This window comes from Nostoc sp. ChiQUE02, assembly GCF_034531305.2.
In the GTDB taxonomy this organism is placed as follows: Bacteria; Cyanobacteriota; Cyanobacteriia; order Cyanobacteriales; family Nostocaceae; genus Nostoc.
Genome location: NZ_JAVRBN020000014.1, coordinates 57,752 through 83,496 on the forward strand (window position 1 = coordinate 57,752; position 25,745 = coordinate 83,496).

Sequence of the window (25,745 nt, forward strand, 5' to 3'; positions counted from 1 at the left end):
ATTGCTTTGCTGCTCTTCCCGTCAACAGATAGTTATTACTATTTACAGCAGTTTTTATTTAAACCACATCTGCTCAGTAGGGGCGCAAGGTCTTGTATTCCAAAAGTGCGAGTCTATTTACTTGAAAATAGCTATGTAACTAAATTGTCTTGATATTTGTCTGGTTTCAAGAAAAATTCCGAAGTCAAAGTTCAGGATTCAGAATGCAATTAGCTCTTGATTCGTACTCACCACTTTCTTGTTTACCACCAATTTGAAGATTTGGTGAACCAGTAATTTTTTCTACTGAAGTTATGAACTCACTAGAAACTCTTAATATTGGGATAATCACCTCATGTTTATATTCCGAGAGCAACATCTTGACCGCTTTCCCGTTGTCTTAGCTATGTTTTGATAAACTATTATAGTGATTTCACCACTATACTACATCTTGCATTTAGTCGTATTCGCTACAGTATACTTACTTAGCGATTTTCTCATTCATTAATGATTTTAGATTGGTATATTAGCTTTACTAATACTAAAAAGTCTTCATATAGTCTTGATAAACTGTATATATGCTGACTTAATGGTACAGTATTAATTGTTTGTATAAAAAATTATCTAAACGTCGACCGATACCATGAAAATAAGTGGTTAAATTTAAAGTTTAGATGAAGTTTAGGAAAATATTTTGAATTGAGGTGCAGGAATTACTAAACTTTTCAGAACAGTTAACTGTAACAAAAGTATTCCTCAAGTTTTGAGTAACTAGGTTCAGTCAATAAAGTCAGCAGATGTTTGGCTCTATGTTCTACGGATTTTACACATCCTCGTTCTGCAATTTTCAATATGAAGACAAACTCATCCAACTCACTGTTAACAGTACCAACCGGCCCACTAAAGATTTCAGATTTGCCCCCTAACCGTGTGGGTACAAGTAGTGAATCTAACTATCTTTCTCTAGTAATACCTACTTATAAAGAGCGTGACAACATCAAAAATGTGGTCAGCATATTGAGTCAGTTACTGGATGAATCTATTCCAGGAAACTATGAACTGATAGTGGTAGATGATGATAGTCCAGACCGAACTTGGGAGATAGCGGAATCCTTGACGACAGAATACCCCCAGTTACGGGTGATGCGACGCCAACAGGAACGGGGGCTGTCTTCAGCAGTGATTCGTGGGTGGCAAGTAGCTAGGGGGAATGTGTTGGGGGTGATTGATGGAGATTTGCAGCATCCACCAGAGGTGCTGATGCAACTGTTACGTAGTGTTAAGCAGGGAGCAGATTTGGCAGTAGCCAGCCGTCATGTCGAAGGAGGCGGTGTTAGTAGCTGGAGTGTTGTTAGGCGTTTATTGTCTCGTGGTGCTCAGTTGTTAGGCTTGGTAATTTTACCTGGGGTACTGGGCAGAGTTTCGGACCCCATGAGTGGTTATTTTATGGTGCGCCGGAATGCGATCGCCAATGCAACACTCAATCCAGTCGGATACAAAATTCTCCTAGAAGTAATCGGGCGCGGAAAAGTAGACCAAGTTGCAGAAGTTGGGTATGTATTTTGCGAACGCAAAGAGGGTGAGAGTAAAGTTACGTGGAAACAATATATAGATTACATCCACCACTTAGTACGGTTGCGGCTTTCCACAGGGCGAGTAGGACGATTGAGTAGAAAAGTCAATTTTCCAGTTGGTCGATTCGTCCGTTTTGGATTTGTTGGCTTGAGTGGTGTGTTTGTAGATTTAACGGTGTTTCACTTACTGCGTACTGTGATTCATTTAGGTTTAACTCGCAGTACGATTCTTTCGGCCGGAGTGGCAATCATAAATAATTTCCTATGGAATGATTTATGGACTTTTGGTGATATTTCTCAGGGGCAACGCGATCCGCATCAACGTTTGAAGCGATTCTTGAAGTTTAGTGCGATCTGTTTGGCAGGAGTTATATTACAAGCTCTAATAATTAACTTTCTCTATAATGTCTTGGGGATAAATGAGTATTTAGCTAAGTTGATAGCGATCGCAGTCGCTACCATCTGGAATTTCTGGATTAACTTGAAACTTAGCTGGCGGGTCACCGATGTAAAATAATCACGACGAGGGATTTGAGATTTTGATTTTTGTTTTTAGACTTTAAAACGAACTTAAATCTCATACGTCAAATCTACAAATCCATTCGTGTGAGGCCCGGCAATGAGAGTTTTTTTCCAAGGTGCATTTTATTTTTACAGAAAAATTATCTCGTTGCTACCTGCATCTGCTATTCATTTCCTGTCTCTAGCAGATACAACCTCTGGCTCACAACACAAGTATTGGCATAATTGGCAGACTCGCCTCCCTCCCTCCTGGCTTCACCCTTTGCTGATCTTGATGTGGTTAATCATCGGCATCAGCTTGCGCCTAGCCAACTTGACTGCAAAGCCTCCTTGGACTGATGAGTTTTCCACCTTAGTGTTTAGCTTGGGAAATACTTTTTTAGCAGTTCCCCTAGATCAAGCGATCGCACCTGATATCCTATTGCAACCACTGCAACCAAACCCAGTGGCTACCGTTGGTGATGTCATTCATAACTTAGTTACACAAGATAACCATCCACCACTGTATTTTGTGCTGGCTTACCTGTGGATGAAATTATTTCCCAGCGACGGAGGATTAGTATCGCTGTTTGGGGCGCGATTGCTACCAGCCCTCATCGGTGCTGCCTCCATTCCATGTGTTTACGTATTAGGTAAGGTAGCGTTTCGTTCGTCATTAGTGGGACACTTAACTGCTGCCATGATGGCAATATCACCCTACGGTGTATTTTTAGCACAAGAAGCGCGTCATTACACTTTGGCAATCTTATGGGTAACTGCTTCCCTCACCTGCTTAGTAATTGCCACACGTCATATTCAAAACCGCACACCTTTACCCATCTGGATAGCACTTTTATGGGTAGGAATTAATGCTTTAGGTGTTGCTACTCATTACTTTTTCACCCTCACCCTCTGCACAGAAGCCGTAGTTTTGATTTTTCTTGCTTGGCTTCAATTGCAGACTAACAGCAAATTTTCTCTCTTTTTCTCTCCTTCCTGGCGGCGCATCTATGCTGTTGCTACAGGTACTTTTGTGGCGGGTTTAATTTGGCTACCAATCTTTTTAGAGAATAGAAATCGTGGTCTTTTGACCGAATGGATTCGAGGTTCGCGCGTTGGACTAGATTGGTTAAGCCCAATTTTTCAGGCTTTAGGAACATTGATTGCAATGATTTGCCTGTTACCAGTTGAATCTTCACAGCTATTGGTTGTGATTCCTTCTGGAGTGGTGATGCTGATTTTCTTTATTTGGGCAGTACCAATTTTGCTGCGTGGAATCAAGATTCAATTAAAGCACCCAGAAAACCGGATTATGATTCAGGTGTTTATAGGAGTCGTAATCAGCGCGATCGCTTTATTCTTTATCTTTACGTACTTTTTGGGGATTGACCTCACCAGGGGTGCTCGTTATAACTTTGTTTACTTTCCCGCGATCGTTGTTTTACTTGGGGCAAGTCTTGCAGTTTGTTGGCATCCTCCCAACGAATTGATGGGAAGAGAACAAGAGAAAAATGAGATAAAAAGCATAGGCAGATGGGGAATAAATGGGAAAAAAGCCGTGATGTTAATTTGGTTAATGGGATTTTTCAGTGCAGTTACAGTAATCTGCAATCTCGGCTATCAAAAATATTATCGCCCTGACCTTTTTGTGCAACTAATCCAACAAATATCCCCAACACCAGTACTGATTGCCACCACCCACAAAACTTATGTACACACTGGGGAAATGATGGGCGTAGCTAGGGAGATTAAACTTGCCAATTCACTCAAAAATCCTCTGTTTCTCCTTGCCCATCAAGCCCAAGACCCGAATACTTCCACCATTGCTCTAGAAAATACTTTAAAGAAGTTACCACGACCTTTTGACTTGTGGCTGGTAAACTTTCACGCACCCGTAGCAGAAGCCGTCAAAACATGCCTTATATCTGATAGTCAATCTTTGCCAAGCGTAGACGGCTACGAATATGAACTTTATCATTGTCAATAAGATGGGGAATGGGGAGTAGGGGGCAGGGGAGCAGGGAGCAAGGGAGAAAAGTTTCCCCCTGCCCCCCGCACCCCGCCCCTCTGCCTCTTGTACCCCATGCCCAATCTGCATCTTGTGGAAGTTCCTCAAATATCGATATCCATAGGAGACTAGAGAAAGAAGAAGAAAATATATCTGACACGTTTTCAAGCAGCAAAGGCTGTAGATAGCTAAGGAGGATTTATGCGTGCAGTACTAATGGCAGGCGGTTCGGGAACCCGACTTCGCCCGTTAACTTGCGATCTGCCCAAACCGATGGTGCCTATTCTAAATCGACCAATTGCCGAACATATTATCAATCTCCTCAAACGACATCAAATTACAGAAGTTATTGCGACATTGCATTATTTACCTGATGTCTTGCGAGACTATTTTCAAGATGGCAGCGATTTTGGCGTTCAAATGACTTATGCCGTCGAAGAAGATCAGCCTTTGGGTACAGCAGGCTGTGTGAAAAACATTGCTGAACTCCTTGATGAAACTTTTTTAGTCATTAGCGGTGATAGCATAACAGATTTCGACCTAACGGCAGCGATCGCATTTCACAAACAAAATAAGTCAAAAGCTACTTTGATTTTGACCAGGGTTCCCAATCCGATTGAATTTGGAGTGGTAATTACCGATGAGGAAGCACGGATTCGGCGATTTTTAGAAAAACCCTCTAGTAGTGAAATTTTTTCCGATACTGTCAACACTGGTACTTACATTCTCGAACCAGAAGTTTTAGAATATCTGCCAGCAAACATTGAATGCGACTTTTCCAAAGACTTATTCCCTTTGCTACTTGCAAAAGATGAGCCAATGTATGGTTACATTGCTCAAGGTTACTGGTGTGATGTTGGTCACTTAGATGCTTATCGTGAGGCTCAGTATGACGCGTTAGATCGGAAAGTGCAACTAGATTTTGCCTACAAAGAAGTTTCCCATGAGTTATGGGTGGGTCAAAATACTTACATCGACCAGACGGCTGTGATTGAAACCCCAGCGGTGATTGGTGACAATTGCCGCATTGGGCCAAGAGTCCAGATTGAGGCGGGAACTGTAATAGGTGATAATGTCACTATTGGCGCTGATGCTAATCTCAAACGTCCCATAGTGTGGAATGGCGCATTCATTGGCGATGAAGCACATCTTTCTGCCTGTGTAATTTCCCGTGGTGCTCGTGTAGACCGCCGCGCCCATGTATTAGAAGCTGCTGTTGTGGGTTCGCTTTCCACGGTGGGAGAAGAAGCCCAAATTAGCCCTGGCGTGCGTGTTTGGCCCAGTAAAAAGATTGAGTCAGGGGCAGTTTTAAATATTAACTTGATTTGGGGAAACACCGCCCAACGAAATTTATTTGGGCAACGTGGTGTGCAAGGATTAGCTAATATCGACATCACCCCAGAATTCGCCGTGAAATTGGGAGCCGCTTACGGTTCTACTTTAAAACCTGGTTCTAAGGTAACGGTTTCCCGTGACCAGCGTAATGTCTCTCGGATGGTGACGCGATCGCTTATTGCTGGTTTGATGTCAGTAGGTATTGATATTCAAAACCTCGATGCAACAGCTATTCCCATTGCCCGCACGGTTATACCCACAATGTCGGTAGCTGGTGGTATCCATGTGCGGGTACACCCCGATCGCCCTGACTACATTCTGATTGAATTCATGGATGCTAAGGGCATTAATATCACCAAAGCCCTGGAAAAGAAAATTGAAGGGGCTTACTTTAAGGAGGATATGCGGCGGGCGCTAATTCATGAAATTGGCGATGTATCTTATCCTAGCCAAGTCATGGATCGCTACTGCACTGCTTTTGAGAAACTATTGCATGTTCATACACTCCGCAACAGTCGCGCAAAAGTGGTGATTGACTATGTTTATGCTGTATCCGGGGCAGTTTTACCCCAAATGTTGGATAAATTTGGTGCTGATGCAGTCGTACTGAATGCCAGTGTCAATAAAACGGCGATGTCAATCACCGATCGCGAAGGATTGCTGACTCAGTTAGGTCATGTAGTGGAGGCATTGAAAGCTAACTTTGGTGTGCAAGTATCCGCTAATGGAGAACAACTGATTTTAGTTGATGAATCAGGCTACCCAATTCGTGGGGAAACTTTAACAGCACTGATGGTAGACATGATCTTAACGGCTAACCCCAGAGGAACGGTAGTAGTTCCAGTTCATGCTTCCAGTGCTATTGAACAAGTTGCCCGTCGCCATGATGGCAGAGTGATTCGTACCAAAGCCAACCCTACAGCTTTAATGGAAGCTTGTCAGAAAAACCCGAATGTGGTATTGGGAGGTAGTGGAGAGACTGGTTTTATTTTCCCGCAACTGCATCCGGGATTTGATTCCATGTTCTGCATTGCGAAGATAATTGAGATGTTGACTATACAGGAGCGATCGCTTGCTGCTGCGCGGTCAGAATTGCCCCGTGTAATTCACAAAAGTTATACAGTCCGTTGCCCGTGGACAGCTAAGGGTGCTTTGATGCGTTACTTAGTGGAAACTCACCCAGCTCAAAATTTAGAACTCATCGATGGAGTAAAAATTTGTCAACCCTATGATGACAGTTGGCTGTTAGTTTTACCAGATGCCAGCGAACCACTGGTGCATTTGTATGCAAATAGCAACGATCGCGAATGGGTAGATGAGACAGTGAGAAACTACCGCACTCGTGTGCAGACTTTTGTGGAAAGACAACAAGAATATCAACCCGCCGAAGTGTAATTCGTAATGACGCTCTCTACGAGACGCTAAAAGCGAACATAGACTCGCTCTAAGCGTACCCCTGCGGGGAAGCAAGCTACGCGTAGCGTCTCGTAGAGAAGGCTTTACGCTGCGCTAACGTAATTCGTAATTTGTAATTGAATTCTTTAATTGCCAATTACGAATTAGCGTTATCCTAAGAAACCGCTAAGAGCAATTTAATCTATCACTAGGCAACTAAAAATTTCACAAAATCTCTGTCAACTTTACCAGCAGGATATTTGCTAAATCTAAAAACCTGATACTATCTGCATCAACACTATTTCCTTCACAAGCTAACAGATTTCTGACAGCAGATAACCTGTCATTGGTTTCAGAAATTCTCCAAGATTCTTCTAAGTTTACTGCAAAATCAAATAGCGATCGCTCTCCTAAATGCTGTCTTACCCTAACAGCTACACTATGCAGAGACTCTAGCTTCCCGTTCCAGATATTCAATTTCTCTTTGCCACGAATCAAGCCTGTGTTCTCGCCTTCGCAATTGATCTGCTGTAGGCTTTCTGGAAGACTGGGTATTTGGATTAGGCAGAATTCCATGATTTTTAAGCCAAGTGGGGGAAAATTCCTGCCAAAGATAAACATGATCGTGCTTATCGCCACCCAGACAGCGAATCCGCTTGACTGAAAGTGTTGATTCACCAAAAAGGATTTGCTGATTTCTGGAATTTTTAGGAAGCAAGCGCGTCTCACTACCTCTTCCACGAAAGAATTCGACTACAAACCACTCACCAAAATCGAATATACAGACTTCTGTCGCGTCGCTACCATCATCCTCTAGTAGATTAACATCACCTTGGATTTGATACCCTATGGCAATTTGTGATGTTTTAGGTAACAAGATCCGAAGCCGTTCAAAGCGGTTACTGTAATTAGCCCAAAAGTCCCTGCGACTACATAGCCGATTTGACTCGAAGCTTTGTAAATCGAGCTTGTTCAATATTAGATTTACTAACTTTTGGAAATCACCATAATTTATACCTCCAATCCAGTCTCGAAGTTTTTGCCTTGCTGGATCTGAAAGCTTATACCAACGCATTTACATTCTGGCTGGACAAAGCTTTGAAGTAGAAATATTGCCAAATGGGAAAGTGAGATATTTATGACTAAGGCAAATTTTCAAGGGATGACCAAACAAGAGTTAAGAGCTTATGTGTTGAAACATCGAGACGATCAAGAAGCTTTTCATGCGTTAACGGACAAACTTAGAGAAGAACCAGGGATTGAAATTACCTCAACAGAGCAGATGAATGAGCTAATTGAAGCAAGGTTAGATGAGGCTGATGTAAGAGATGCTTATAAGGTACTAGAGGAAATTGCAGGGCTGGGGACAACACCCTTTGAAGACATTAAAAGGGAGCTAGGGATATGAGCTACCAAGTAACATTAGCACCTTCGGCTGTGCAGAGAATTGCAGAGTTGGACTTAGAGGTGCAGCAACGACTAGCACAAAAGTTAGAAGAACTAGCATTAAATCCATATCCAGAAGATGCTCACCCCTTGAAGGATACCGAACGGCTGTATAAGGTTCATTTGGGTGAATACCGCATTATTTACCAGATTCACGATCAACCCTTACTACTAACAGTGATAAAGATTGCACATCTCAAAGATTATTAAAGCTTATCTGAAAAAGTGATCGCCTATATGCCACCTAATCGCAACCAAAATAAAACATGAAAACCTTTGAGTTCAAAATTTCCTTTACCAATATGCAATTCCAAATTTCACAAAATTTCTGCCAACTTTACCAGCAGACTATTTACTAAATCCACTAACCTAATATCGTCTGTATCAACACTATTTCCTTCACCAGCTAACAGATTTTTCACAGCAGATAACCTGTTATTGGTTTCAGAAGTTCTCCAAGATTCTTCTAAGTTTACTGCAAAATCAAATAGCGATCGCTCTCCTAAATGCTGTCTTACCCTAACAGCTACACTATCATTACTCACCAAAAACTCTTTAATAGTATCTAATCGAGAATTACCTAATATTTCGTCATGTCCCCACGTTTCTAGCCAGTCTCCATCTACATCTTCAACGTAAAAATTGACAAAATCAACCCCATAAGTTAGCCAGTTTTGCTGCATTTGTCGCGCTGTTGCTAAAGCTTCAGCAAATGTATCTACTTGATTGTTGCAGTGAGTTTCTCTTTTGTTAGCCATAAAAGCTGTAATAGCAGGTAAGTATGTAGGCTAGAACACAAATCTGAAATACCAAATTTCTGAAAGTTCACGAAAATTTTAAATATTTGCCACCAGAAAGGTAATCACTGTTATACAGGGCCACGTTGACTAACTGGTTAACAAAATTAGCGTCCTTGGGATTGTAACTCAAGAACAGCCCTCTCTCGATTTCCCACGATCGCAGTGTATTTTGCCAAGCTTGATACTTTTGGTAATTAAGTTCTTCACAGACACTGGTAACTTGAATGCACAGTGGTTGGTTGTTACGATTACTAACAATTAGGTCTGTTGCCATCGATAGGTCGGCGATATAACGCTGCCAAAAACTACCTTCTCGACTCACAACATCTTGGGCTATTGATTTAATGATATCATCATCAACCTGATTAAATTCGCCTGCCATCAATTTTTGTTTCCAAATATAAAACTTGGAGTCACTTGCATTGATCCATCTAGGAAAGAGATAACCATACCAATATCTCTCAATCGGCGTCATCAGCTCGAACTTTGCTTTTTGTTCTTCTTCTGAAGGTAAGGATTTGATTAGCAGCCAAATTGTAGAATCTGTAATCACCTCTAGTAGAAAGGCAATGACAAAGGGTTTTGCAGTCAAGGAACCTGGCTTGATATTCTTTACCCAACGATTAATTTCATCTAATCTTCTCGCTAAATTAGGATCTATCGAGGATGCTTGCTCGATAAGGTACTTTAGCTTATCCTTAATCTCTTTTGCTTGCAAACGATGCCCTACTTTCAGAAGATAACGCTTTTTTCACACAGACAGTTTTAACTAAATTTTAACTTGAAAATGTCTTTTCAATTTCCTGATGTCATTAAATATTTTCTAGGTCGATGCCCTGTATACGCAAAACCTCCGTAGTCGAGCAATTTCTTGCTCTGCCTGTTGGGCGCGTTCTTCTGCCTGTTGGACTCGTTCTTCTGCCTGTTCGGCACGTAAACGCTCTTGTTCAGCCAATTCTTCAGATGATAGTATCAATTGATTTTCAGTAGTGAAGAATCTTAATTTACCTTCATAAACTCCCAAATAAAGTTCTAACTGCTGGCTCCACAAACGTCCATCAGTGGTAAGTTGAATTTCTTGATACTTCCCATCAACTAAATGAAATCCTTGAAGTTCCATTGTTGCAGGATCAAACCAGCAATAATCTGGTGTACTGAAGGTATCCTGATAAACTTGTTTTTTTAAACCTTTATCAACTGCTGCCGTTGAACTTGACAAAATTTCCACAATCAGATTGGGATATTTGCCGTCTTCTTGCCAAACTACCCAACTCTTACGGTCTTTTTTCTGGGGTGCCAAAACTACAAAAAAGTCTAGGCCACGGAAGTTTTCTGATTTTTTCTGGTTAGGACTGTAGTAAATCGTCAAATTCCCAGAAGCATAGAAATCTTGTCGTTCTCGCCACCACAATTTGAGGATGCGAATCAGCAAATCTATTTGGTCACGGTGCAGGTCACTTTCGAAGGGTGGTTCATCACTCAGTATATCGCCAGGAGGAAAAATAACTTCGTCCTCTAAAACACGATCGGAGATGATTTCTAAAGTAGCAGGTTCAGACATCAGCGATCGCCCCGCAATTATACGTTCATTTTACTGAAAATTCGGTAACTTGCAGATGCTTTTAAGAACTTGTAACAACTTAATTGCACCGGGAGATTCAGTCAGATTTAATAATGGCATTAACTGATAAATTGGCTGATCTTCACGTCTTAAATAAACAAATTGATAAAGCTGTCCGTTAGTTACCAAACCCCAAACTGATGACTGCTGCTCTAAACTCTTAAAAGCATAAGTTAGTAATTGAGGCAAACCCTCAATTACATTGATCGCACTGTTTTTCGTTTCAATCACTACAACCCAAAATGGCGGTGCAATATTACTTTGAGGATTGTTGATTGCTAAAATATCCATCCGTCCGGTAATTCTTTTGTCTTCATCTTCGACTGCGATCGCAATGCTATCTTCCATTGTCAACCGAATTGGCACATCGTAAAACCCTGCTAACCGCATTAAAGGTGCAATTGTTAAGAATTTAACTAAACCTTCAGAAATTTTACCTGCATTTAAGTAACGACGGAAGTCATTTCTAATTCGCAATAAATCTTGCTGTTCAAATTCTGAGAGTGGTTCTAGATTTAATAAATCTGTAAATGAACCATTGGAAAGTTCTTCTAATTTAAGAAGACGATGAACATCGTTGAGAGATAGGCTGCTAGCTTCAACAGTGAGTGTCATAGTTTCAGGCGTTGTTTGTGAAGACTATAGCGCTTCTCGTTTCTATACAATATACTCTGACCTCACTACACTTAGGAGAGGCTTAGGGAGAGGTAGGAAAGGACTCAACTAAGAAGCACTATATTTACATCTTGCAACATCTTTAACATTCACGCATCTTAACGAAACTCTAAGCACTTTTGCACAAATCTCCGTTAAGAATATAGTTCATTGTGGCTTTCACACTTCCCGTATTATTTTTGTAACACCACAAATCGGATTCATAACCATGTCTCAACCAACTATAGAATCAATCCTACAAGAGAACCGCCTCTTTTATCCTGCCTCGGAATTTTCACAAAACGCCCATATCAAGAGCCTGGAAGACTATCAGCGTCTCTATGCTAAAGCCAAAGCAGATCCACAGCAATTTTGGGCAGATTTGGCTGGAACAGAATTAGAATGGTTCCAAAAATGGGATACAGTATTAGACTGGCAACCGCCTTTTGCTAAATGGTTTGTTGGTGGTAAGATTAATATTTCTTACAACTGCCTTGACAGACATCTCACTACTTGGCGCAAAAATAAAGCAGCACTGATTTGGGAAGGAGAACCAGGGGATTCGCGTACCCTCACTTATGCCCAACTGCACCGGGAAGTTTGCCAGTTTGCCAATGTTTTGAAGCAACTGGGTGTACAAAAAGGCGATCGCGTTGGTATTTATATGCCGATGATTCCTGAAGCTGCGATCGCGATGTTAGCCTGTGCCAGAATTGGCGCACCCCACGGCGTAGTATTTGGTGGTTTTAGTGCTGAAGCTTTGCGCGATCGCTTAATTGATGCCAAAGCTAAACTGGTAATCACGGCTGATGGTGGTTGGCGCAAAGATGCGATCGTTCCTCTCAAGGAACAGGTAGATAAAGCCTTAGCTGATGGCGCTGTTCCCAGTGTTGAAAATGTCCTAGTTGTCAAGCGCACTGGACAGGAAACTTATATGCAGTTGGGTGGACGCGATCATTGGTGGCATGATTTACAAAAAGGTGTATCAGCAGATTGTCCCGCCGAACCGATGGACAGCGAAGATATGCTGTTTGTCCTCTACACTTCTGGCAGCACGGGCAAACCGAAGGGTGTAGTGCATACAACTGCTGGTTATAATTTGTATACCCATATAACCACCAAGTGGATATTCGACCTGCAAGACACAGATGTATATTGGTGTACCGCTGATGTAGGTTGGATTACTGGACACAGCTACATTGTTTACGGCCCCCTTTCCAACGGTGCAACCACGGTTATGTATGAAGGTGCGCCCCGTGCTTCTAATCCTGGCTGTTTCTGGGATGTAATTGAAAAATACGGCGTTAATGTTTTTTATACTGCACCTACGGCAATTCGGGCATTTATTAAGATGGGTGAACAACATCCAAATGCGCGAAACTTGTCTTCGTTGCGTTTGCTGGGAAGCGTTGGCGAACCAATTAACCCAGAAGCTTGGATGTGGTATCACAAAGTAATTGGTGGCGATCGCTGTCCAATTGTTGATACCTGGTGGCAAACAGAAACCGGCGGTATCATGATTACACCGCTACCAGGAGCAATTCCCACCAAACCCGGTTCCGCAACTCTTCCCTTCCCAGGAATTATTGCAGATGTCGTGGATTTGGAAGGAAATACCGTACCCAATAACGAAGGCGGTTATCTGGCGGTGCGCCATCCTTGGCCAGGAATGATGCGGACAGTCTACGGCGATCCAGAACGCTTCCGCCGCACCTACTGGGAACACATCCCACCCAAAGATGGTAACTACACTTATTTTGCTGGTGATGGCGCGAGACAAGATGAAGATGGCTACTTCTGGGTAATGGGTCGTGTGGATGACGTACTGAATGTATCAGGACACCGTCTCGGTACAATGGAAGTAGAATCAGCCTTAGTTTCTCATCCAGCGGTTGCAGAAGCAGCGGTAGTGGGTAAGCCAGATGAACTTAAGGGCGAAGAAGTAGTTGCTTTTGTAACTTTAGAAGGTACTTATCAAGGAAGTGAGGAACTGAGTAAAGAACTCAAACAGCACGTTGTCAAAGAAATAGGTGCGATCGCACGTCCGGGAGAAATCCGCTTTACAGACGCTTTGCCCAAAACGCGATCGGGTAAGATTATGCGGCGCTTGCTGCGGAATCTAGCTGCGGGTCAAGAGGTATCTGGGGATACTTCGACATTGGAAGATAGAAGCGTGTTGGATAAATTGCGGGAAGGCGCGTAAATAATTCCAAATGAGCTTAGTAGGGGCGCATATATTTGCTGCCCTTACCGTCTGTCTTGTGATGCATTACGCGCTAACGCACGCCAATTTATCATAAAGATTAGAACATTATTGAGGCACTTAGGACCATGAAGGTGAAGCGCAAACTCAAATCAGCATTTGTTCAATCTTTTAGCGGCATGATGCTGAGTATCATAACTGTAATTGGTCTATCACCATTAGTGTTAGCGGTGACTGCCAAAGTTTCTTTGGATTCGCCTGAACAGTCTGTTGAGAGACAACCACAAAAACTAGCACAGTTTTCAGACACAGGGCCATCAGAGCGATCGCAGCTCCTGCAACAAGCCAATACCTTATTTAATCAGGGAGACTTGACAGGTGCAGAGGAAAATTTACGCAAATTAATTAAACAATTCCCAGAAGACGCCTTCGGACACTTTCAACTGGGAAATGTACTTTTTCGGCAAAAGAAACCAGAAGAAGCAATTAGCTCTTATCGCGAAGCCATTCGCTTCCAGCCAAAATATGCCCTAGCTTACAATGCGATCGGTATTGTTTACGCTAGCCAAAGTCGCTGGGAAGAAGCCATTACTGAATATAAAAAAGCTCTAGAAATTAATCCTAATTATGGCGAGGGGCTGACTAATTTTGCACTGGCATTGTGGCAAACAAATAAAAAAGACGAGGCGCTATCTTCTTTAGAAAAAGCTTTAAATATCTTCAAAGAACAGAATAGAGGGGAAAAAGTTAACCAAGTCGAACGAATTTTGAAAGAGATTAAAACTGCTGACGATCCTGGTGTTTCATGAAAATCATATTATTCAGTGGATAAAATGCAGAAGAGTTCCTGACAATTAGCTTTAAGGATCTTTTGCCAGAAATGCGATCGGGTTAAAGGATAGACATCTCTGTAATAAGTCGTGGGAAGGAGGATAAGTATAGTTTCACGCAAAGGCGCAAAGAAAGGTTTTTAGAAACTTTGCGTCCTGCAATAAAAATGCAAAAATGGATTCAAATAATTTCTCCTGGTGGAATTTCTACTATTTGGTGACGATGTCAAAACTGACAACACATGTAGAAGATAGTAGGAACAAAGCTGCTCTTTTTGCTGTAGCTTCAGAAAGCTGAACTTGCTTGAGAGTGACTAGACCTTCATTCACAAAAGAATCTCTCACTAATGCTTTCTCGCCGCTATTGAAAGAAGTTTCATAAAACACTTCCTTAATTCCTGCGGAGATAATTAATTTCAAACAAGACAGACAAGGTTCTAGAGTGACATAAATACTTGCACCATCTGTAGAAGTCCCATGCTTTGCTGCTTGTGCGATCGCATTTGCTTCCGCGTGTACAGCCCTTGAGGGTAAAGTTTTACTAGCATCACAGCTACTTAGCCCTGGATAACAGTATCCTTGAGTCGTACAATGTGCTGAACCCGATGGTGAGCCATTGTAACCTGTTGCCACCACCTGCTTGTTTTTCACAATCACAGCACCCACGGGAAAAGCTAAACATGTTGAGCGAGTTGCTGCAAGTTTAGCCAACATGAGGAAGTATTCATCCCATGTTGGTCTTTGATGACGTTCGTCGATTGGAGAAATATCTTGCATAATCTGTCAATTTCAAACTTTATTTTACTGCCTTGCTGACAACGGAAACTGTGGATGCTCTGGGTTCCACTTCGCCAAAATGTTTTTAAGCTGATTCAAAGCATCTTCATGATCGTAAAACTGTATTTCAGCAATAACAGTGGGAATGCCGCGTGGAAATCTTGATATTTTTTACCTGTTTCGTATATAGGACGCTCTGACTGTCTTGATGAAAAGACTACTTTGATCCCACGTATTTTAAGTTATATTGTGGCGTGTTGCAAATTAATTTATACATTTAGCACGCCGATATTCACACTAGGATTGCTAGTTATTTATATATGAATTACAGTTTTTTAATTTACTGATCCTGAATATAAGTCTTGTCACTTTTAATACAGTTGCTAGCCTTTTGTAGTTCTATACCTAAATAACCAGTATGTTCAGGCTGAATTGCTGGAGAGGTAGCACAAATCTCTCTTAGTAGGCTGAGGGGGTTTTTTCCACGATAAGACTTAATCACCTCACCACTACCAGGGGTTGTGTGGGTAACGACTATCTCTTTGCCATCAACCTCAATCAGGAAATTGCCGGAGGGGTCATAATAGCTACGCTGATTCAAAATTGCAGCGTATTGATTTGTAATTAGCCTCTCTGCATTGTCCCAGGTATCATCATATATATGAGCAGACTGACTAATAGTTATGAGTGGCCCCATTTTCAAGTCATACTCAGAACGTTGAGCAATTTCATCCCTAATATGTTGTTGCAAAGCCCTCAATCCCATTGCATTTGCAGGCCATGCAGCAAACATATCATTACTTCTAAGAGTTGCAGTTAATGATAATTCATTATCAACCACTCTCAACCAAATGTGATTCAGACAAGGACTACCACCTTTTTCATGGTCTTTTACATCCCATAAATTCATCACTGCACTAGCAGCATCAATTTCTCCAATTAACTTCTGAATTACCTGGTCAATTTGATCGCGCTCAAACCAGGAACGTAAACGTTGACCATAAGTATATTTCAACCCTTCCCTATAAGGTGCATCATCTAAAATCTGCGAAACGTATTCTTTAAGAAAAGGGCGATCAATTGGCAAATAATTCGGATTGGGAAAATAAAAGTCAACAGGCTCATCAGTAATAATTGCCATTAAATCAATTAATTCTTGCCATTGCCCATCATAGCCAGTTGGTCTAATTGTTCCTGTTGTCTTAATGCGATGAATGATTTTTACCCAAGTTTCGGCTATAGTCTTACCTTCTATTCGGTGTCCGTAACGCGAGCCTGGTAAAACACTTGCCTCAACGAGAGACATAGGAAATTCTAACCGCGAACCCCAAGGAGAAAGTGCTTCTAATTGGGCATAAGATTTAACTAGACTAACTGCCTCAACAATTGATTTGACTTCTTTGCAATCTACAGAATGTCGCAGGTGTTCTAAATCACTAGCTTCCACTTCAAGATCAATATATCCAGGGATAGGGGAGCGAATTACCCAGGAACGCAACCCAGTATCACACACACCTTCTTCAAAGCCATTACGGAAAAAGTCCAGCAAGCACTGACACGCACCCGCGTTATTATCTTCCCTTGTAGCATTGAGAACAACCAAAAAGCGGACGTGGGGATTAAATAGCAAATTGCGAATCAGTAAGTTTATCCCCCTTGTGGGCGAGTATAGTTGCCCGATTACAGCATACTCTTGCGGTTGCAAGTGTTTAGCGATCGCCTGCTTTACTGTCCATCCTGTAATCACTGCCGTCTGACCTAGACCATAAATAAGCTGGTTAGGCTTGTGCAGTGCTTTGTACTCGAATTGGGTTGCCTTACCCGTTGCTGTCATGATGGGCTAAATTCAAAAAATTAACAATCTTTCATTATATCACTAAATCTAAATTGGTACTAGGTTCTTTGAGTGCATAGAACTTTTTGAATATGCATCGTCCTGCAAATGTTTATATGAGATAGTCTAAAGCTTCATCGCGCTTCTAGCCAAACCTGTAAATCGGCCAAACTAGTAAAATCTAACAGTGCTTCACTCAAATCTTCCAGAACAGGCAAAGGTAAATCAGAAATTGAGGAGCGTATTTCCTCAGAAAGTTCCCCAAATCGCTTAGTCAATTGCCGGAGAATAAGATTAGCTGTTGCTTCCTCCCGTCCTTCCTCACGTCCTTCCTCTTTAATTTCTCGGTAAACTCGCGTTTCCTTAAGCGTAATTCCTAACATAGACTCTACCTCCGCTTGAGTTAATTGTTCAAATCTGTACACCATAATCGTTGTTATTAATTCAATTATGGCGCGACTCAATGGTGATAGCACTTCTTGAGTGGTTCTTGTTAACAAATACCTTGCTTCTTCTGGAGCTTGTTCTTCATCCACTGTAGTTAATACCATCAGCGCCAATATAGGTAATTGACGAATATCCCCTAATTCATCTAAATACACCCGATGTACTTGTCCACCGTTTAGCAATGAGCGATGAGGATGAATATCGCCCTTCGGGTTCAGCAGTTACTCCACTTGGGGGGACCCCAAGACCGTACTGCTTCACTTTGTTCGATACTGCTCGACGGGTAAATTATCACTGCTTGCCAGTCGCTAAATCTGGCACGGTTGCGGTAGAAATATAACGAAGATTCAGCCCATACTCTCTCATAAAGTTGTTCATCTTTCTGGAACTGCACCTCGCAAAAATATACCACTCCAGCACCATCGCTTTCAGGTGGTAGAAATACCCCATCAATTTCAAATTTTGGTTCTTTGACAGCCACTGAATCAAAACGATAACTATCTGCATTATTTGGAGGATTTGCCACTAGTCTAAACAGCAAAGTGGGAGACTGTTGAAATAGCTTGTAAAATATTGAGTCTCGACGCATGAAAGCATTTTACAAATTTTTTATAAGAAAAATTCAGAACTCAGGAGTCAGGATTCAGAAATTGCCCCAAAATGTGATTATGGTACTTTACCTCTTGCGTGTTCTTCAGACATTCCACCCTCAAAATCAGCTTGATATCGTTTAGCTGCTTCTAGACACCACTCCAAATCTGCTGCTCGTTGCTCTGGTAAATAATGGTATTTTTTGCCTTGTCTATCAGTGTAATAACCAACAGAGCGTAGGTAAAAAACATCTTCTATGTCTTTCTTACCTTCTAGTACATCAATAAATTGGTTGCCTGTGTACTTAAAAGACTGAACATTAAATGATACACCCACACGATGAGTACGAGCCTGCTGCATAACACTGTGGGGAAAGTAACCACAGTTGAAAACAATCTGGGGATGCTCTAGAGGCCCATAGTGTCCCCTTTCACCCGCAAAAGTCGCTTAACAATAACTTCGCCGCTTTGTGACTCCGAGGGCCAGGAGTCGCGCTCATCAAACACGAACCCATCGGTATAGTCTTGGTGCATCGCTGCATAAATCACCTGCTGCGGGTTTGGTGTTTTCGCAATAACCTTTACTCGAAATCGATGCATTAGCTATTGGGGAATGGATTTGTGATTGAAAGTGCCTGCGAACAAGGAGCGCAGCCTGTTGCTGAGACATGGCTTTGAACTCGATTCATCATATCTCTTCTCTGGCTTGGACTTCTACTCGATCAGATTAAATTACTTTACAAATATTAATAAAGTTGTTACAGTTATTTACATAAAGAGAAGACAGGGAAAAATCCATGCGTACAAGCACTGCTATAATTGATGACCAAGGCAAACTGAACAACTTTGCGATCGAGCCAAAAGTTTATATAGATGAGCAAGGCGATCGCACTGGCTTCACTCCTTATGCAGAACTGCTCAACGGTCGTTTAGCAATGATTGGTTTTGTCTCTCTCATCGCATTAGAAGTATTTACAGGACACGGCATCGTTGGTGTTTTGGCAAGTCTGTAAAAACAAACTTCTAGAACGTAATTCTCAACAAATATAAGAGATATAAGAGACGGTAAATTTACCGTCTCTTAATTTATGGAAAACTTAGTGCTAGAGTAAAAATATACTGATAGCAAAAGCCGTTATCAGCGTAAAAATATTGGATTAACTATGGCTTTAACTGCTTCAACTATGTTGCCATTAGGCACAAAAGCACCAGATTTTAATCTACCGGAAGTGGTATCTGGAAAGGCAACTTCACTTTCTACATTTGCAGATAAAAGAGCACTGTTGGTAATGTTTATTTGTCGCCATTGCCCATTTGTCAAGCACATTCAACAAGAATTAGTGCAGTTAGGAAAAGATTATTTTACAAGTGATTTAGCGATCGTTGCGATCAGTGCTAACGATGCAAAAAATTACCCAGATGATGCGCCAGAGTCGTTACAAGCATTTGCCACAGAACAAGGGTTTAATTTTACCTTATGCTACGACGAGAGCCAGGAAACGGCAAAGGCTTACACAGCAGCTTGCACACCTGATTTTTTTGTATTTGATGAGCAACGGCAACTTGTTTATCGGGGACAATTAGATGATAGCCGCCCTAGTAATGGTAAACCAGTAACAGGTGCAGATTTACGCGCAGCCATTGAAGCAGTGCTAGCGGGTAAACCTGTTACGAGTGAGCAAAAGCCGAGTGTTGGTTGCAATATTAAATGGAAACCTGGAAACCAACCCAGTTATTTTGGTTAAAAGGGATTGGGCATCCCTTCGGCTTACCTCGGCTCCGGCTCCATCGAGCGACTTGTACTGAGCGTAGTCGAAGTAAGTCGAGATGCTCGGCACGAGTCGCTCAGGGCAAGTGGGCATTGTGAAAACTTTTCCCTACTCCCTACTGCCCACAACTATTAATGTTTAATTTCCAAATTTAGTATGTAGCATCCTAGTTGGACTTTTTCTGCCCACAATTCATATTCCAGACGCAAATGCTCTGGTAAGGGATGTCCGTTGAGGGTTAGGCTACTAGTAAAATTTCGTAAACGAATAGGATCGTTAGGTTGCAATGATTCTGTTGGCAACCAATAGCGGCTAATTCCATAAACGCCCTGTTCCCAAAAGTGACGGTAACTCACTTGAGCGTTACCTTGCATAGTCATGATGACTCGGTAAGGGGAAATTTCTAGCCACAAAATCCTGGGACTGTTAGGGGCGTAAGCTTTGCTCTTACTTTGGGGAAGTGTGTCTTCTGGACTTACGACACTTTCTACTTCGCAGCTAATTAGGGGCGGTGCAGTCAGCAACAAATGGAATCTATCAGTATCTTTTTGATACAATGTTCCGGCAGTTTCGACAACAGACCAAATTGGTAGGTCAGTGGAAATAAGTGATAAGCACACGGGCTTGCGGTGATGGGTCAGCATGGGAGCGATAAGGGCTAAAAGCTATTGAACAAAATGATGAAATGAACACTAAGCAGTCTAAATAGGCCAGGGTAAGAAACTAAATAGTAAAGCAGGGTTAATATTAATGAATCCGCTGATTTGTTAATAAGCTACACAAAGCTGGATAGAAACAGGTAGTATGTCAGCTTACACAGCAAAAACGGTACTTCTTCTAGAGAGAGCTAATTCGTAAGTAAAGCTTGTAAATATTCTAAGGCTATAGCCTCAAAACAGTGGGAGTCGTTTTAAATGCTAAGAAACCTTCTTGAGAGAGACTTACCGTAGATTGGAGTAAGTTTCATACAGCCAAAAGCGATAGGATACTAGGAAAGAAGTCACCAGAAGCGACAAACTAAGTCGCTGATGAACTTCCGGTGTATTCAAAAGCCAGTGTATCCTAATGTCGGCTTCTGTTATAACCGTAGAAACTCACGAAAACCTTTCTCACCGAAACAGTGCTGTACATGGATAGCGGGGTGTTTAGCCCGTACTGAGTAACGAGTGCTGAGTAAATGGTAAAAGCAGTGTGGAGTACAGCATGGCGCGGAGGTGTTCCTGAGAATCAGCGCCATAAGGGACTGCGAGGCGAGTCACCAACTCCCAGTTCACAGCAACCGTTATTCATTACCAGTGTGAACAGCAATAGCAGCAAAAATAGCAACCATAATGGCAACAAAGCAGCAGCGACAAGTTAGCTTGTATTAAAGACCCTACGAATTCATCTGTGGGCTTTAATAATTAGCTTGAGCATTTTTCTTTTGAGAATCGTTATAGACTGGCTTCATCAAAAATCATTCTGATTTATTGTTATTTATTACCAATACCATTGCACTTGTGAACAGGTCATGAGTGTTACTGGCTGGTACTTATTTGGGAATACTTTTATAGGAGTGATAAGGAAGGCGATCGCACTAACACTTTCAATTCAAATGTACTACATTACTTTACAATCACTCCTATTTTCCAAAAAAGACGTATCAATAATCACTAATCTACCAGGAGTAACTAAGATGGGATTCACTGAAGATATTGCTAAGGTGTCTGAACAAGTGCGTAAGCGATTTGACCAAGTTGTTGGCGAAGAAGCTACTAAAATGGCACTGATTGTTCCTTTTTTGAGTGCTGTTGGCTACGATGTCTATGACCCTAGTGAAGTAATTCCCGAATATGTAGCGGATTTTGCTACTAGGAAAGCAGGACAGTTTGAAAAGGTAGATTATGCTTTAGCTATTAACAATAATATAGTTATGCTCGTAGAGGCAAAAGCTCGTGGACAAAAAGCTGATGCACACGATGGACAATTAAGAAAATATTTTAATGCACTTCTGACAGCAAAAGTAGCTGTCGTCACTAATGGTATTGAATACCGTTTTTTTACTGACTTACGTCACCCAAATATGATGGACAAGGAGCCATTTTTCATTTTTAATATCCTTGAATATGATTCTAAAGATATTGAAAACCTTAAAGTATTCCACCGTGACACTTTTGATGTGGCAGCTATTACTCACCATGCAGAGGAAATGGTATATGTAAAAGGCATGACTCAGCTTGTAGGAAATCTTCTGCGCTCTCCTTCTGAAAAATTTATTCATTTTTTAGTATCTGAACTTCGTGCTTCTGATTCCAAGTATGAGTTCTCAGGTAATATTAATACTAAGGTTGTTAATAAATTTAACCCAATTATTAAAAAGTCGATTCAGGGAAGTTTACTAGACTTAATGACAAGCTCACTTAGCCGAGAAATGTCTCAACCTGTCAAAGTTGAAGTAGAACCAGAAATTGAAGAAGAGGAACAACCCGAACACTCTCAAGAATCAAGAATAGTAACAACAACTGAAGAACTCACAGCTTTTGAAAAAATTAAAGCGATTACGCAAACTTCAAAGAGCTACAGTTTTGAACTCAAGTACAGAGATACTACCTCCTACTTTGGTATCAATCTTGGCAAAAGTACTTGGTGGTTTTTGCGGCTATATCTGTCTTCGCAGAAAAAAAGTTTTATTACTCGGCTAAGTGTAGATGAAGTAAAGTCGCTAGCTTCAAACTTTGAAGTGCAGGAAGTAGCAGCTTCTCTGGGGGATGCCGCATCAAAAGTAATTATTTCTTCTGTCAGCGATTTCGATAAGCTGACATCACTGATTCTCAGATGTTACGAGGTAGAAGCAGCCAAGCATCAAGCATTTACCCCAGATGTAATAAGAATGGAAAAATCAGCTTAATTCAAGATGGGATCCATTGAAGATATTACCAAACTGTCTGAACAAATCCGTAAGCGGGCTGACCAGTATTTTTTATCCAAATACAGTCTCAGCCTTTTTTTTATAATTTTTTTAACCCGTCGAACCCACGTTAAACTAATTAGAAAACTCACCGCTTGCAAGGTACTGTTTATGCAGCTGCTTCAAACTACCGACAAAGATTTTTCTAGTAGATTCAAAACCCTTGTCAACGATCGCCGGGAAGTTACAGTTGATGTTAGTGGGACAGTACGCGAGATTCTAGCTGATGTCAAAGTGCGTGGTGATGCCGCAGTCAAGGACTATACTAGCCGCTTTGATCGCTACAATCCCCAGTCTTTGCATCTGAGCGAAACCTTTATTGCCGAACACGCGGCACAATGTCCTGCTGATGTCAAAGCTGCACTGGAATTTGCTGCTGAGAGGATTGTGGCTTTCCATCAAAAACAACTACCGCAAGATATTGGCTACACCGATACAGCCGGGGTAAAACTGGGATTAAATTGGATATCGCTGTCTCAAGTGGGAATTTATGTACCTGGAGGACGTGCTAGCTATCCTAGTTCTTTACTGATGAACGCCCTACCTGCCAAAATTGTTGGCGTAGAACGAATCGTTATGACAGTACCGATGCCTGGCGGTGAGATTAATCCTGCCGTACTCGCAGCTGCCCAAGTTGCTGGTATTACGGAAATTTATGGCATTGGTGGCGCGCAAGCGATCGCAGCATTAGCCTATGGTACACAAAGCATTGCCCCCGTAGATAAAATTGTCGGTCCTGGTAATTCTTATGTTGCTGAAGCTAAACGTCAAGTATTTGGTACTGTTGGCATTGACAGCATCGCCGGTCCTTCCGAAATTCTGGTGGTAGCCGACAGCCAAAATAACCCAGACTGGATTGCCTGGGATTTGTTATCGCAAGCAGAACACGATCCTAGCGCCCAGTCAATTTTGATTACTGATTCGGAAATTTTTGCCGGGCAAGTGATAGCTGCGGTTGAAAAAATTCTCGCTAATCTGCCTACCAAAGAAGTCGCTAATGCCAGTTGGCAAAATTATGCAGCCGTGATTATTGTCAGCGATTTGGCAGAAAGTATACCACTGCTCAATCAACTAGCTCCAGAACATGTGGAATTGTGTGTAGACAACCCACAATTGCTTGCCAATCAAATTAAGTGTGCTGGTAGCGTGTTTCTAGGACGTTATACCCCAGAAGCAATTGGCGATTATGTAGGAGGCCCCAACCATGTACTGCCTACTGCACGTTCTGCCCGATTTGCCTCTGGCTTGAGTGTCTACGACTTTCTCAAGCGGATTACTTATTTGGAATGCAATCAACAAGCATTACAGACACTAGGCAAAGCAGCCGTGACGTTAGCAGAAGCAGAAGGTTTACCGGCCCATGCAGGTAGTGTATCTGTGCGTCTGGAATAATAAGCTGAGATAATTTTGCAGTTCCTCGTTCCCAGTCAACAATTCTAAATTTAAGAATTGACAAGAGGTTGAGCGGTAGGGGTCAAGGTATGAAGAAGATGATTTTTGACAAAAAAAGTGGCTCTGCAAACAGCAGAACCACTAAAGCTTTCGCAAACCTGTTATAAATTAACGAACTGCCCCTTGAGCAGAAACAGTATCAATCGGTTTCATCAGGTACAGGCGCAATAACTGCCAGCCATTGGAGATATAAAGTGGCAGTTTTTGGAAGAATTGCAAGAATTTGGGAGTGTTGGAGTTAGCGATCGCACCCAGCTTCTCGTTATTGCTTATACAAGTATCCAACCGCTGATAAAACTCTGGATTCTCTACATCCAGCATCAGTGGGAACACCCGACCTGCGTTTTCGTTAGTTTTCTGAATTACATGGATATCGTATTCTCGCGCATCCAATCCCAGGGTGGCATAAAAGTCCTTGCGTTGGATGTCATTGAGATACATTGTCGCAAACACCGACAATAGGAAGAACCGACTCCACAGCCGTGCTTTCCAATCATTCAATATTTGCGGTTGGGATTTCATGATCGCATCAAAGAAATCGCCGTGACGGTTTTCATCTTGACACCAGTTCTCAAAGAACCGGAAGATTGGATAAACCCGGTCTTCGGGATGTGCTTCTAAATGGCGATAAATGGTGATGTAGCGCCAATAACCGATCTTCTCAGAAAGATAAGTAGCGTAGAAGATGAATTTCGGTTTAAAGAAGGTATAACTGCGACTCTTAGTCAAAAACCCTAAATCTAAGGACAGATTAAAGTCCGACAAAGCTTTGTTCAAAAAGCCAGCATGACGTGCTTCATCCCGTGACATCAGGTTAAAACACTCTGCCAAGACGGGGCTTTTTCCTTTCAAGCGACGACCGAGTTCTTTATACAGCAAAAAGCCGGAAAACTCTGCCGTACAGGAACGTTCTAGAAACTCAACGAACAATCGGCGAGTTTCCCCGTCAATATGATCCCAGGATTGATCAAACTCAGCATCCCGAACAAAGTGATGGCGGTTGTAGTCAGTGCGGAACTCTTCGAGAATGGCTTGTAACTCGTCTTCATTTACGGAGATATCCATCCGCGCCATCTCATCAAAATCGGTAGTATAAAACCGAGGTGTTAACAGGGTTTCTTTTGCCGGGACTTTAATCCCTGGCCGGATTTCTTCAAAGCCTGGTTTTTTGAGGGAATCTACCATGTCTTGATTGCTCTTTCGTCTTTATTATCTTAAGTAGACCCTTCGGGTTCAACAGTTCCTCATGGGGAAAACCCCTCTGAGCGACTGCCTCACCAGAAAGCCAAGGGTAATGTTCTGTTAAAGCGTAACAGCCCACAATAATCCAATTGTATAAAGTTCAGTCTACCAAGGTACGGGTTAGAAATTTGTAAGCAAAAGATTAAGAGTTGCAACAATCATTCAATGTTTGCGGAACTAAGAATCGCGGATAAGTAGTCAAATAAACGTAGTTCAGTAATTATCACTGTTTAGATCAAGTGGAGTAACACGCACCTCTTGTATTCTCAAAGCCCTGTTATCTCAGTAATTTTCTGTGGTTCTTACTACAATAAATTAATGCAGTTTAATCAATTATGTTG

At 41.9% G+C, this 25,745-nt stretch carries 24 protein-coding genes and 2 pseudogenes; 13 read left to right on the top strand and 13 right to left on the bottom strand.

The features are described from left to right. Positions 1–184 precede the first annotated feature (184 nt). Entirely contained in the window at positions 185–358 is a 174-nt protein-coding gene (locus tag RM347_RS16495; protein ID WP_322716126.1) for a hypothetical protein, read from the bottom strand. 473 nt (positions 359–831) lie between these two features. Here RM347_RS16495 and RM347_RS16500 point away from each other — a divergent pair, with 473 nt between their 5' ends. The 3 genes from RM347_RS16500 to RM347_RS16510 all read left to right on the top strand — a co-directional run bounded on the left by RM347_RS16500 (position 832) and on the right by RM347_RS16510 (position 6,792). Next, a complete protein-coding gene (locus RM347_RS16500) occupies positions 832–2,070 on the top strand; it encodes a glycosyltransferase family 2 protein (RefSeq protein ID WP_322716127.1) in 1,239 nt (412 codons plus the stop codon). Positions 2,071–2,349: 279 nt separating this feature from the next. Beyond that, positions 2,350–4,041: a glycosyltransferase family 39 protein gene (locus tag RM347_RS16505; RefSeq protein ID WP_322716215.1), complete on the top strand. Its 1,692-nt coding sequence runs from the start codon at positions 2,350–2,352 to the stop codon at positions 4,039–4,041. A 222-nt stretch (positions 4,042–4,263) separates the two neighbouring features. Then, on the top strand, positions 4,264–6,792 hold the full coding sequence (locus RM347_RS16510; protein ID WP_322716128.1) for a mannose-1-phosphate guanyltransferase: 2,529 nt from the start codon (positions 4,264–4,266) through the stop codon (positions 6,790–6,792). A 225-nt stretch (positions 6,793–7,017) separates the two neighbouring features. Here RM347_RS16510 and RM347_RS16515 read toward each other — a convergent pair whose 3' ends face one another. Together RM347_RS16515 and RM347_RS16520 are read right to left on the bottom strand one after the other, a co-directional pair. Next, positions 7,018–7,269 carry a hypothetical protein gene (locus RM347_RS16515; RefSeq protein ID WP_322716129.1) on the bottom strand — a complete coding sequence of 84 codons (252 nt, stop codon included), beginning with the start codon at positions 7,267–7,269 and terminating at the stop codon, positions 7,018–7,020. Beyond that, on the bottom strand, positions 7,232–7,867 hold the full coding sequence (locus tag RM347_RS16520; RefSeq protein WP_322716130.1) for an EH signature domain-containing protein: 636 nt from the start codon (positions 7,865–7,867) through the stop codon (positions 7,232–7,234). Before RM347_RS16520 ends, RM347_RS16515 begins: the two co-directional genes overlap by 38 nt. Positions 7,868–7,874: 7 nt before the next feature. Between RM347_RS16520 and RM347_RS16525 the strand changes: the two genes are divergently transcribed. The 3 genes from RM347_RS16525 to RM347_RS16535 are packed head-to-tail and all read left to right on the top strand — an operon-like array spanning position 7,875 to position 8,448. Then, a complete protein-coding gene (locus RM347_RS16525; RefSeq protein ID WP_416211866.1) occupies positions 7,875–7,934 on the top strand; it encodes a hypothetical protein in 60 nt (19 codons plus the stop codon). Further along, positions 7,931–8,200, top strand: a complete 270-nt coding sequence (locus tag RM347_RS16530) for a DUF6887 family protein (RefSeq protein WP_322716131.1) — start codon at positions 7,931–7,933, stop codon at positions 8,198–8,200. Before RM347_RS16525 ends, RM347_RS16530 begins: the two co-directional genes overlap by 4 nt. Next, the gene (locus RM347_RS16535; RefSeq protein WP_322716132.1) at positions 8,197–8,448 is read left to right on the top strand and encodes a type II toxin-antitoxin system RelE family toxin; all 252 of its coding nucleotides are present in this window, start codon (positions 8,197–8,199) and stop codon (positions 8,446–8,448) included. The genes RM347_RS16530 and RM347_RS16535 overlap by 4 nt, the downstream gene beginning before the upstream one ends. Before the next feature lie 107 nt (positions 8,449–8,555). Here RM347_RS16535 and RM347_RS16540 read toward each other — a convergent pair whose 3' ends face one another. The 4 genes from RM347_RS16540 to RM347_RS16555 form a co-directional block, all read right to left on the bottom strand. Further along, positions 8,556–8,996, bottom strand: coding sequence for a hypothetical protein (locus RM347_RS16540; protein WP_322716133.1), 441 nt, complete (start codon positions 8,994–8,996; stop codon positions 8,556–8,558). Between the two features lie 67 nt (positions 8,997–9,063). Then, positions 9,064–9,756, bottom strand: a complete 693-nt coding sequence (locus tag RM347_RS16545) for a hypothetical protein (RefSeq protein WP_322716134.1) — start codon at positions 9,754–9,756, stop codon at positions 9,064–9,066. A gap of 105 nt (positions 9,757–9,861) precedes the next feature. Then, positions 9,862–10,599: a Uma2 family endonuclease gene (locus tag RM347_RS16550; RefSeq protein ID WP_322716135.1), complete on the bottom strand. Its 738-nt coding sequence runs from the start codon at positions 10,597–10,599 to the stop codon at positions 9,862–9,864. 30 nt (positions 10,600–10,629) lie between these two features. Continuing rightward, entirely contained in the window at positions 10,630–11,274 is a 645-nt protein-coding gene (locus RM347_RS16555; RefSeq protein WP_322716136.1) for a restriction endonuclease subunit R, read from the bottom strand. Positions 11,275–11,542: 268 nt separating this feature from the next. Between RM347_RS16555 and acs the strand changes: the two genes are divergently transcribed. Next, positions 11,543–13,516 (top strand): acetate--CoA ligase, encoded by a 1,974-nt coding sequence (acs, locus tag RM347_RS16560; RefSeq protein WP_322716137.1) that lies wholly within the window; start codon positions 11,543–11,545, stop codon positions 13,514–13,516. 128 nt (positions 13,517–13,644) lie between these two features. Then, positions 13,645–14,325 carry a tetratricopeptide repeat protein gene (locus tag RM347_RS16565; RefSeq protein ID WP_322716138.1) on the top strand — a complete coding sequence of 227 codons (681 nt, stop codon included), beginning with the start codon at positions 13,645–13,647 and terminating at the stop codon, positions 14,323–14,325. 231 nt (positions 14,326–14,556) lie between these two features. Here RM347_RS16565 and RM347_RS16570 read toward each other — a convergent pair whose 3' ends face one another. From RM347_RS16570 to thyX, 4 genes and pseudogenes are all read right to left on the bottom strand, one after another. Continuing rightward, positions 14,557–15,123, bottom strand: a complete 567-nt coding sequence (locus tag RM347_RS16570) for a deoxycytidylate deaminase (protein WP_322716139.1) — start codon at positions 15,121–15,123, stop codon at positions 14,557–14,559. A gap of 340 nt (positions 15,124–15,463) precedes the next feature. Continuing rightward, on the bottom strand, positions 15,464–16,957 hold the full coding sequence (locus RM347_RS16575) for a thymidylate synthase (protein WP_322716140.1): 1,494 nt from the start codon (positions 16,955–16,957) through the stop codon (positions 15,464–15,466). Positions 16,958–17,091: 134 nt separating this feature from the next. Next, a pseudogene (locus RM347_RS16580) lies at positions 17,092–17,993 on the bottom strand (Rpn family recombination-promoting nuclease/putative transposase). Positions 17,994–18,073: 80 nt separating this feature from the next. Beyond that, positions 18,074–18,594, bottom strand: a pseudogene (gene thyX, locus RM347_RS16585) (FAD-dependent thymidylate synthase); the annotation flags it as partial. Between the two features lie 197 nt (positions 18,595–18,791). Here thyX and RM347_RS16590 point away from each other — a divergent pair. After that, the gene (locus RM347_RS16590) at positions 18,792–19,007 is read left to right on the top strand and encodes a chlorophyll a/b-binding protein (protein WP_322716141.1); all 216 of its coding nucleotides are present in this window, start codon (positions 18,792–18,794) and stop codon (positions 19,005–19,007) included. Positions 19,008–19,157: 150 nt separating this feature from the next. Continuing rightward, positions 19,158–19,739 carry a thioredoxin family protein gene (locus tag RM347_RS16595; RefSeq protein WP_322716142.1) on the top strand — a complete coding sequence of 194 codons (582 nt, stop codon included), beginning with the start codon at positions 19,158–19,160 and terminating at the stop codon, positions 19,737–19,739. A 155-nt stretch (positions 19,740–19,894) separates the two neighbouring features. Here the strand turns inward: RM347_RS16595 and RM347_RS16600 are convergent, their stop codons facing one another. Continuing rightward, complete coding sequence (locus RM347_RS16600; protein ID WP_322716143.1) at positions 19,895–20,407, bottom strand: hypothetical protein; 513 nt, start codon at positions 20,405–20,407, stop codon at positions 19,895–19,897. A 533-nt stretch (positions 20,408–20,940) separates the two neighbouring features. On the opposite strand from RM347_RS16600, the gene RM347_RS16605 reads away from it, so the two are divergent. From RM347_RS16605 to hisD, 3 genes are all read left to right on the top strand, one after another. After that, positions 20,941–21,123: a hypothetical protein gene (locus RM347_RS16605; protein ID WP_322716144.1), complete on the top strand. Its 183-nt coding sequence runs from the start codon at positions 20,941–20,943 to the stop codon at positions 21,121–21,123. 150 nt (positions 21,124–21,273) lie between these two features. Next, positions 21,274–22,650 (top strand): type I restriction endonuclease, encoded by a 1,377-nt coding sequence (locus RM347_RS16610; protein ID WP_428850567.1) that lies wholly within the window; start codon positions 21,274–21,276, stop codon positions 22,648–22,650. 171 nt (positions 22,651–22,821) lie between these two features. After that, on the top strand, positions 22,822–24,102 hold the full coding sequence (gene hisD / locus RM347_RS16615; protein WP_322716146.1) for a histidinol dehydrogenase: 1,281 nt from the start codon (positions 22,822–22,824) through the stop codon (positions 24,100–24,102). A gap of 168 nt (positions 24,103–24,270) precedes the next feature. On the opposite strand, the gene acsF is transcribed toward hisD, so the two are convergent. Beyond that, a complete protein-coding gene (acsF, locus tag RM347_RS16620; protein ID WP_322716147.1) occupies positions 24,271–25,347 on the bottom strand; it encodes a magnesium-protoporphyrin IX monomethyl ester (oxidative) cyclase in 1,077 nt (358 codons plus the stop codon). Positions 25,348–25,745: the final 398 nt, after the last annotated feature.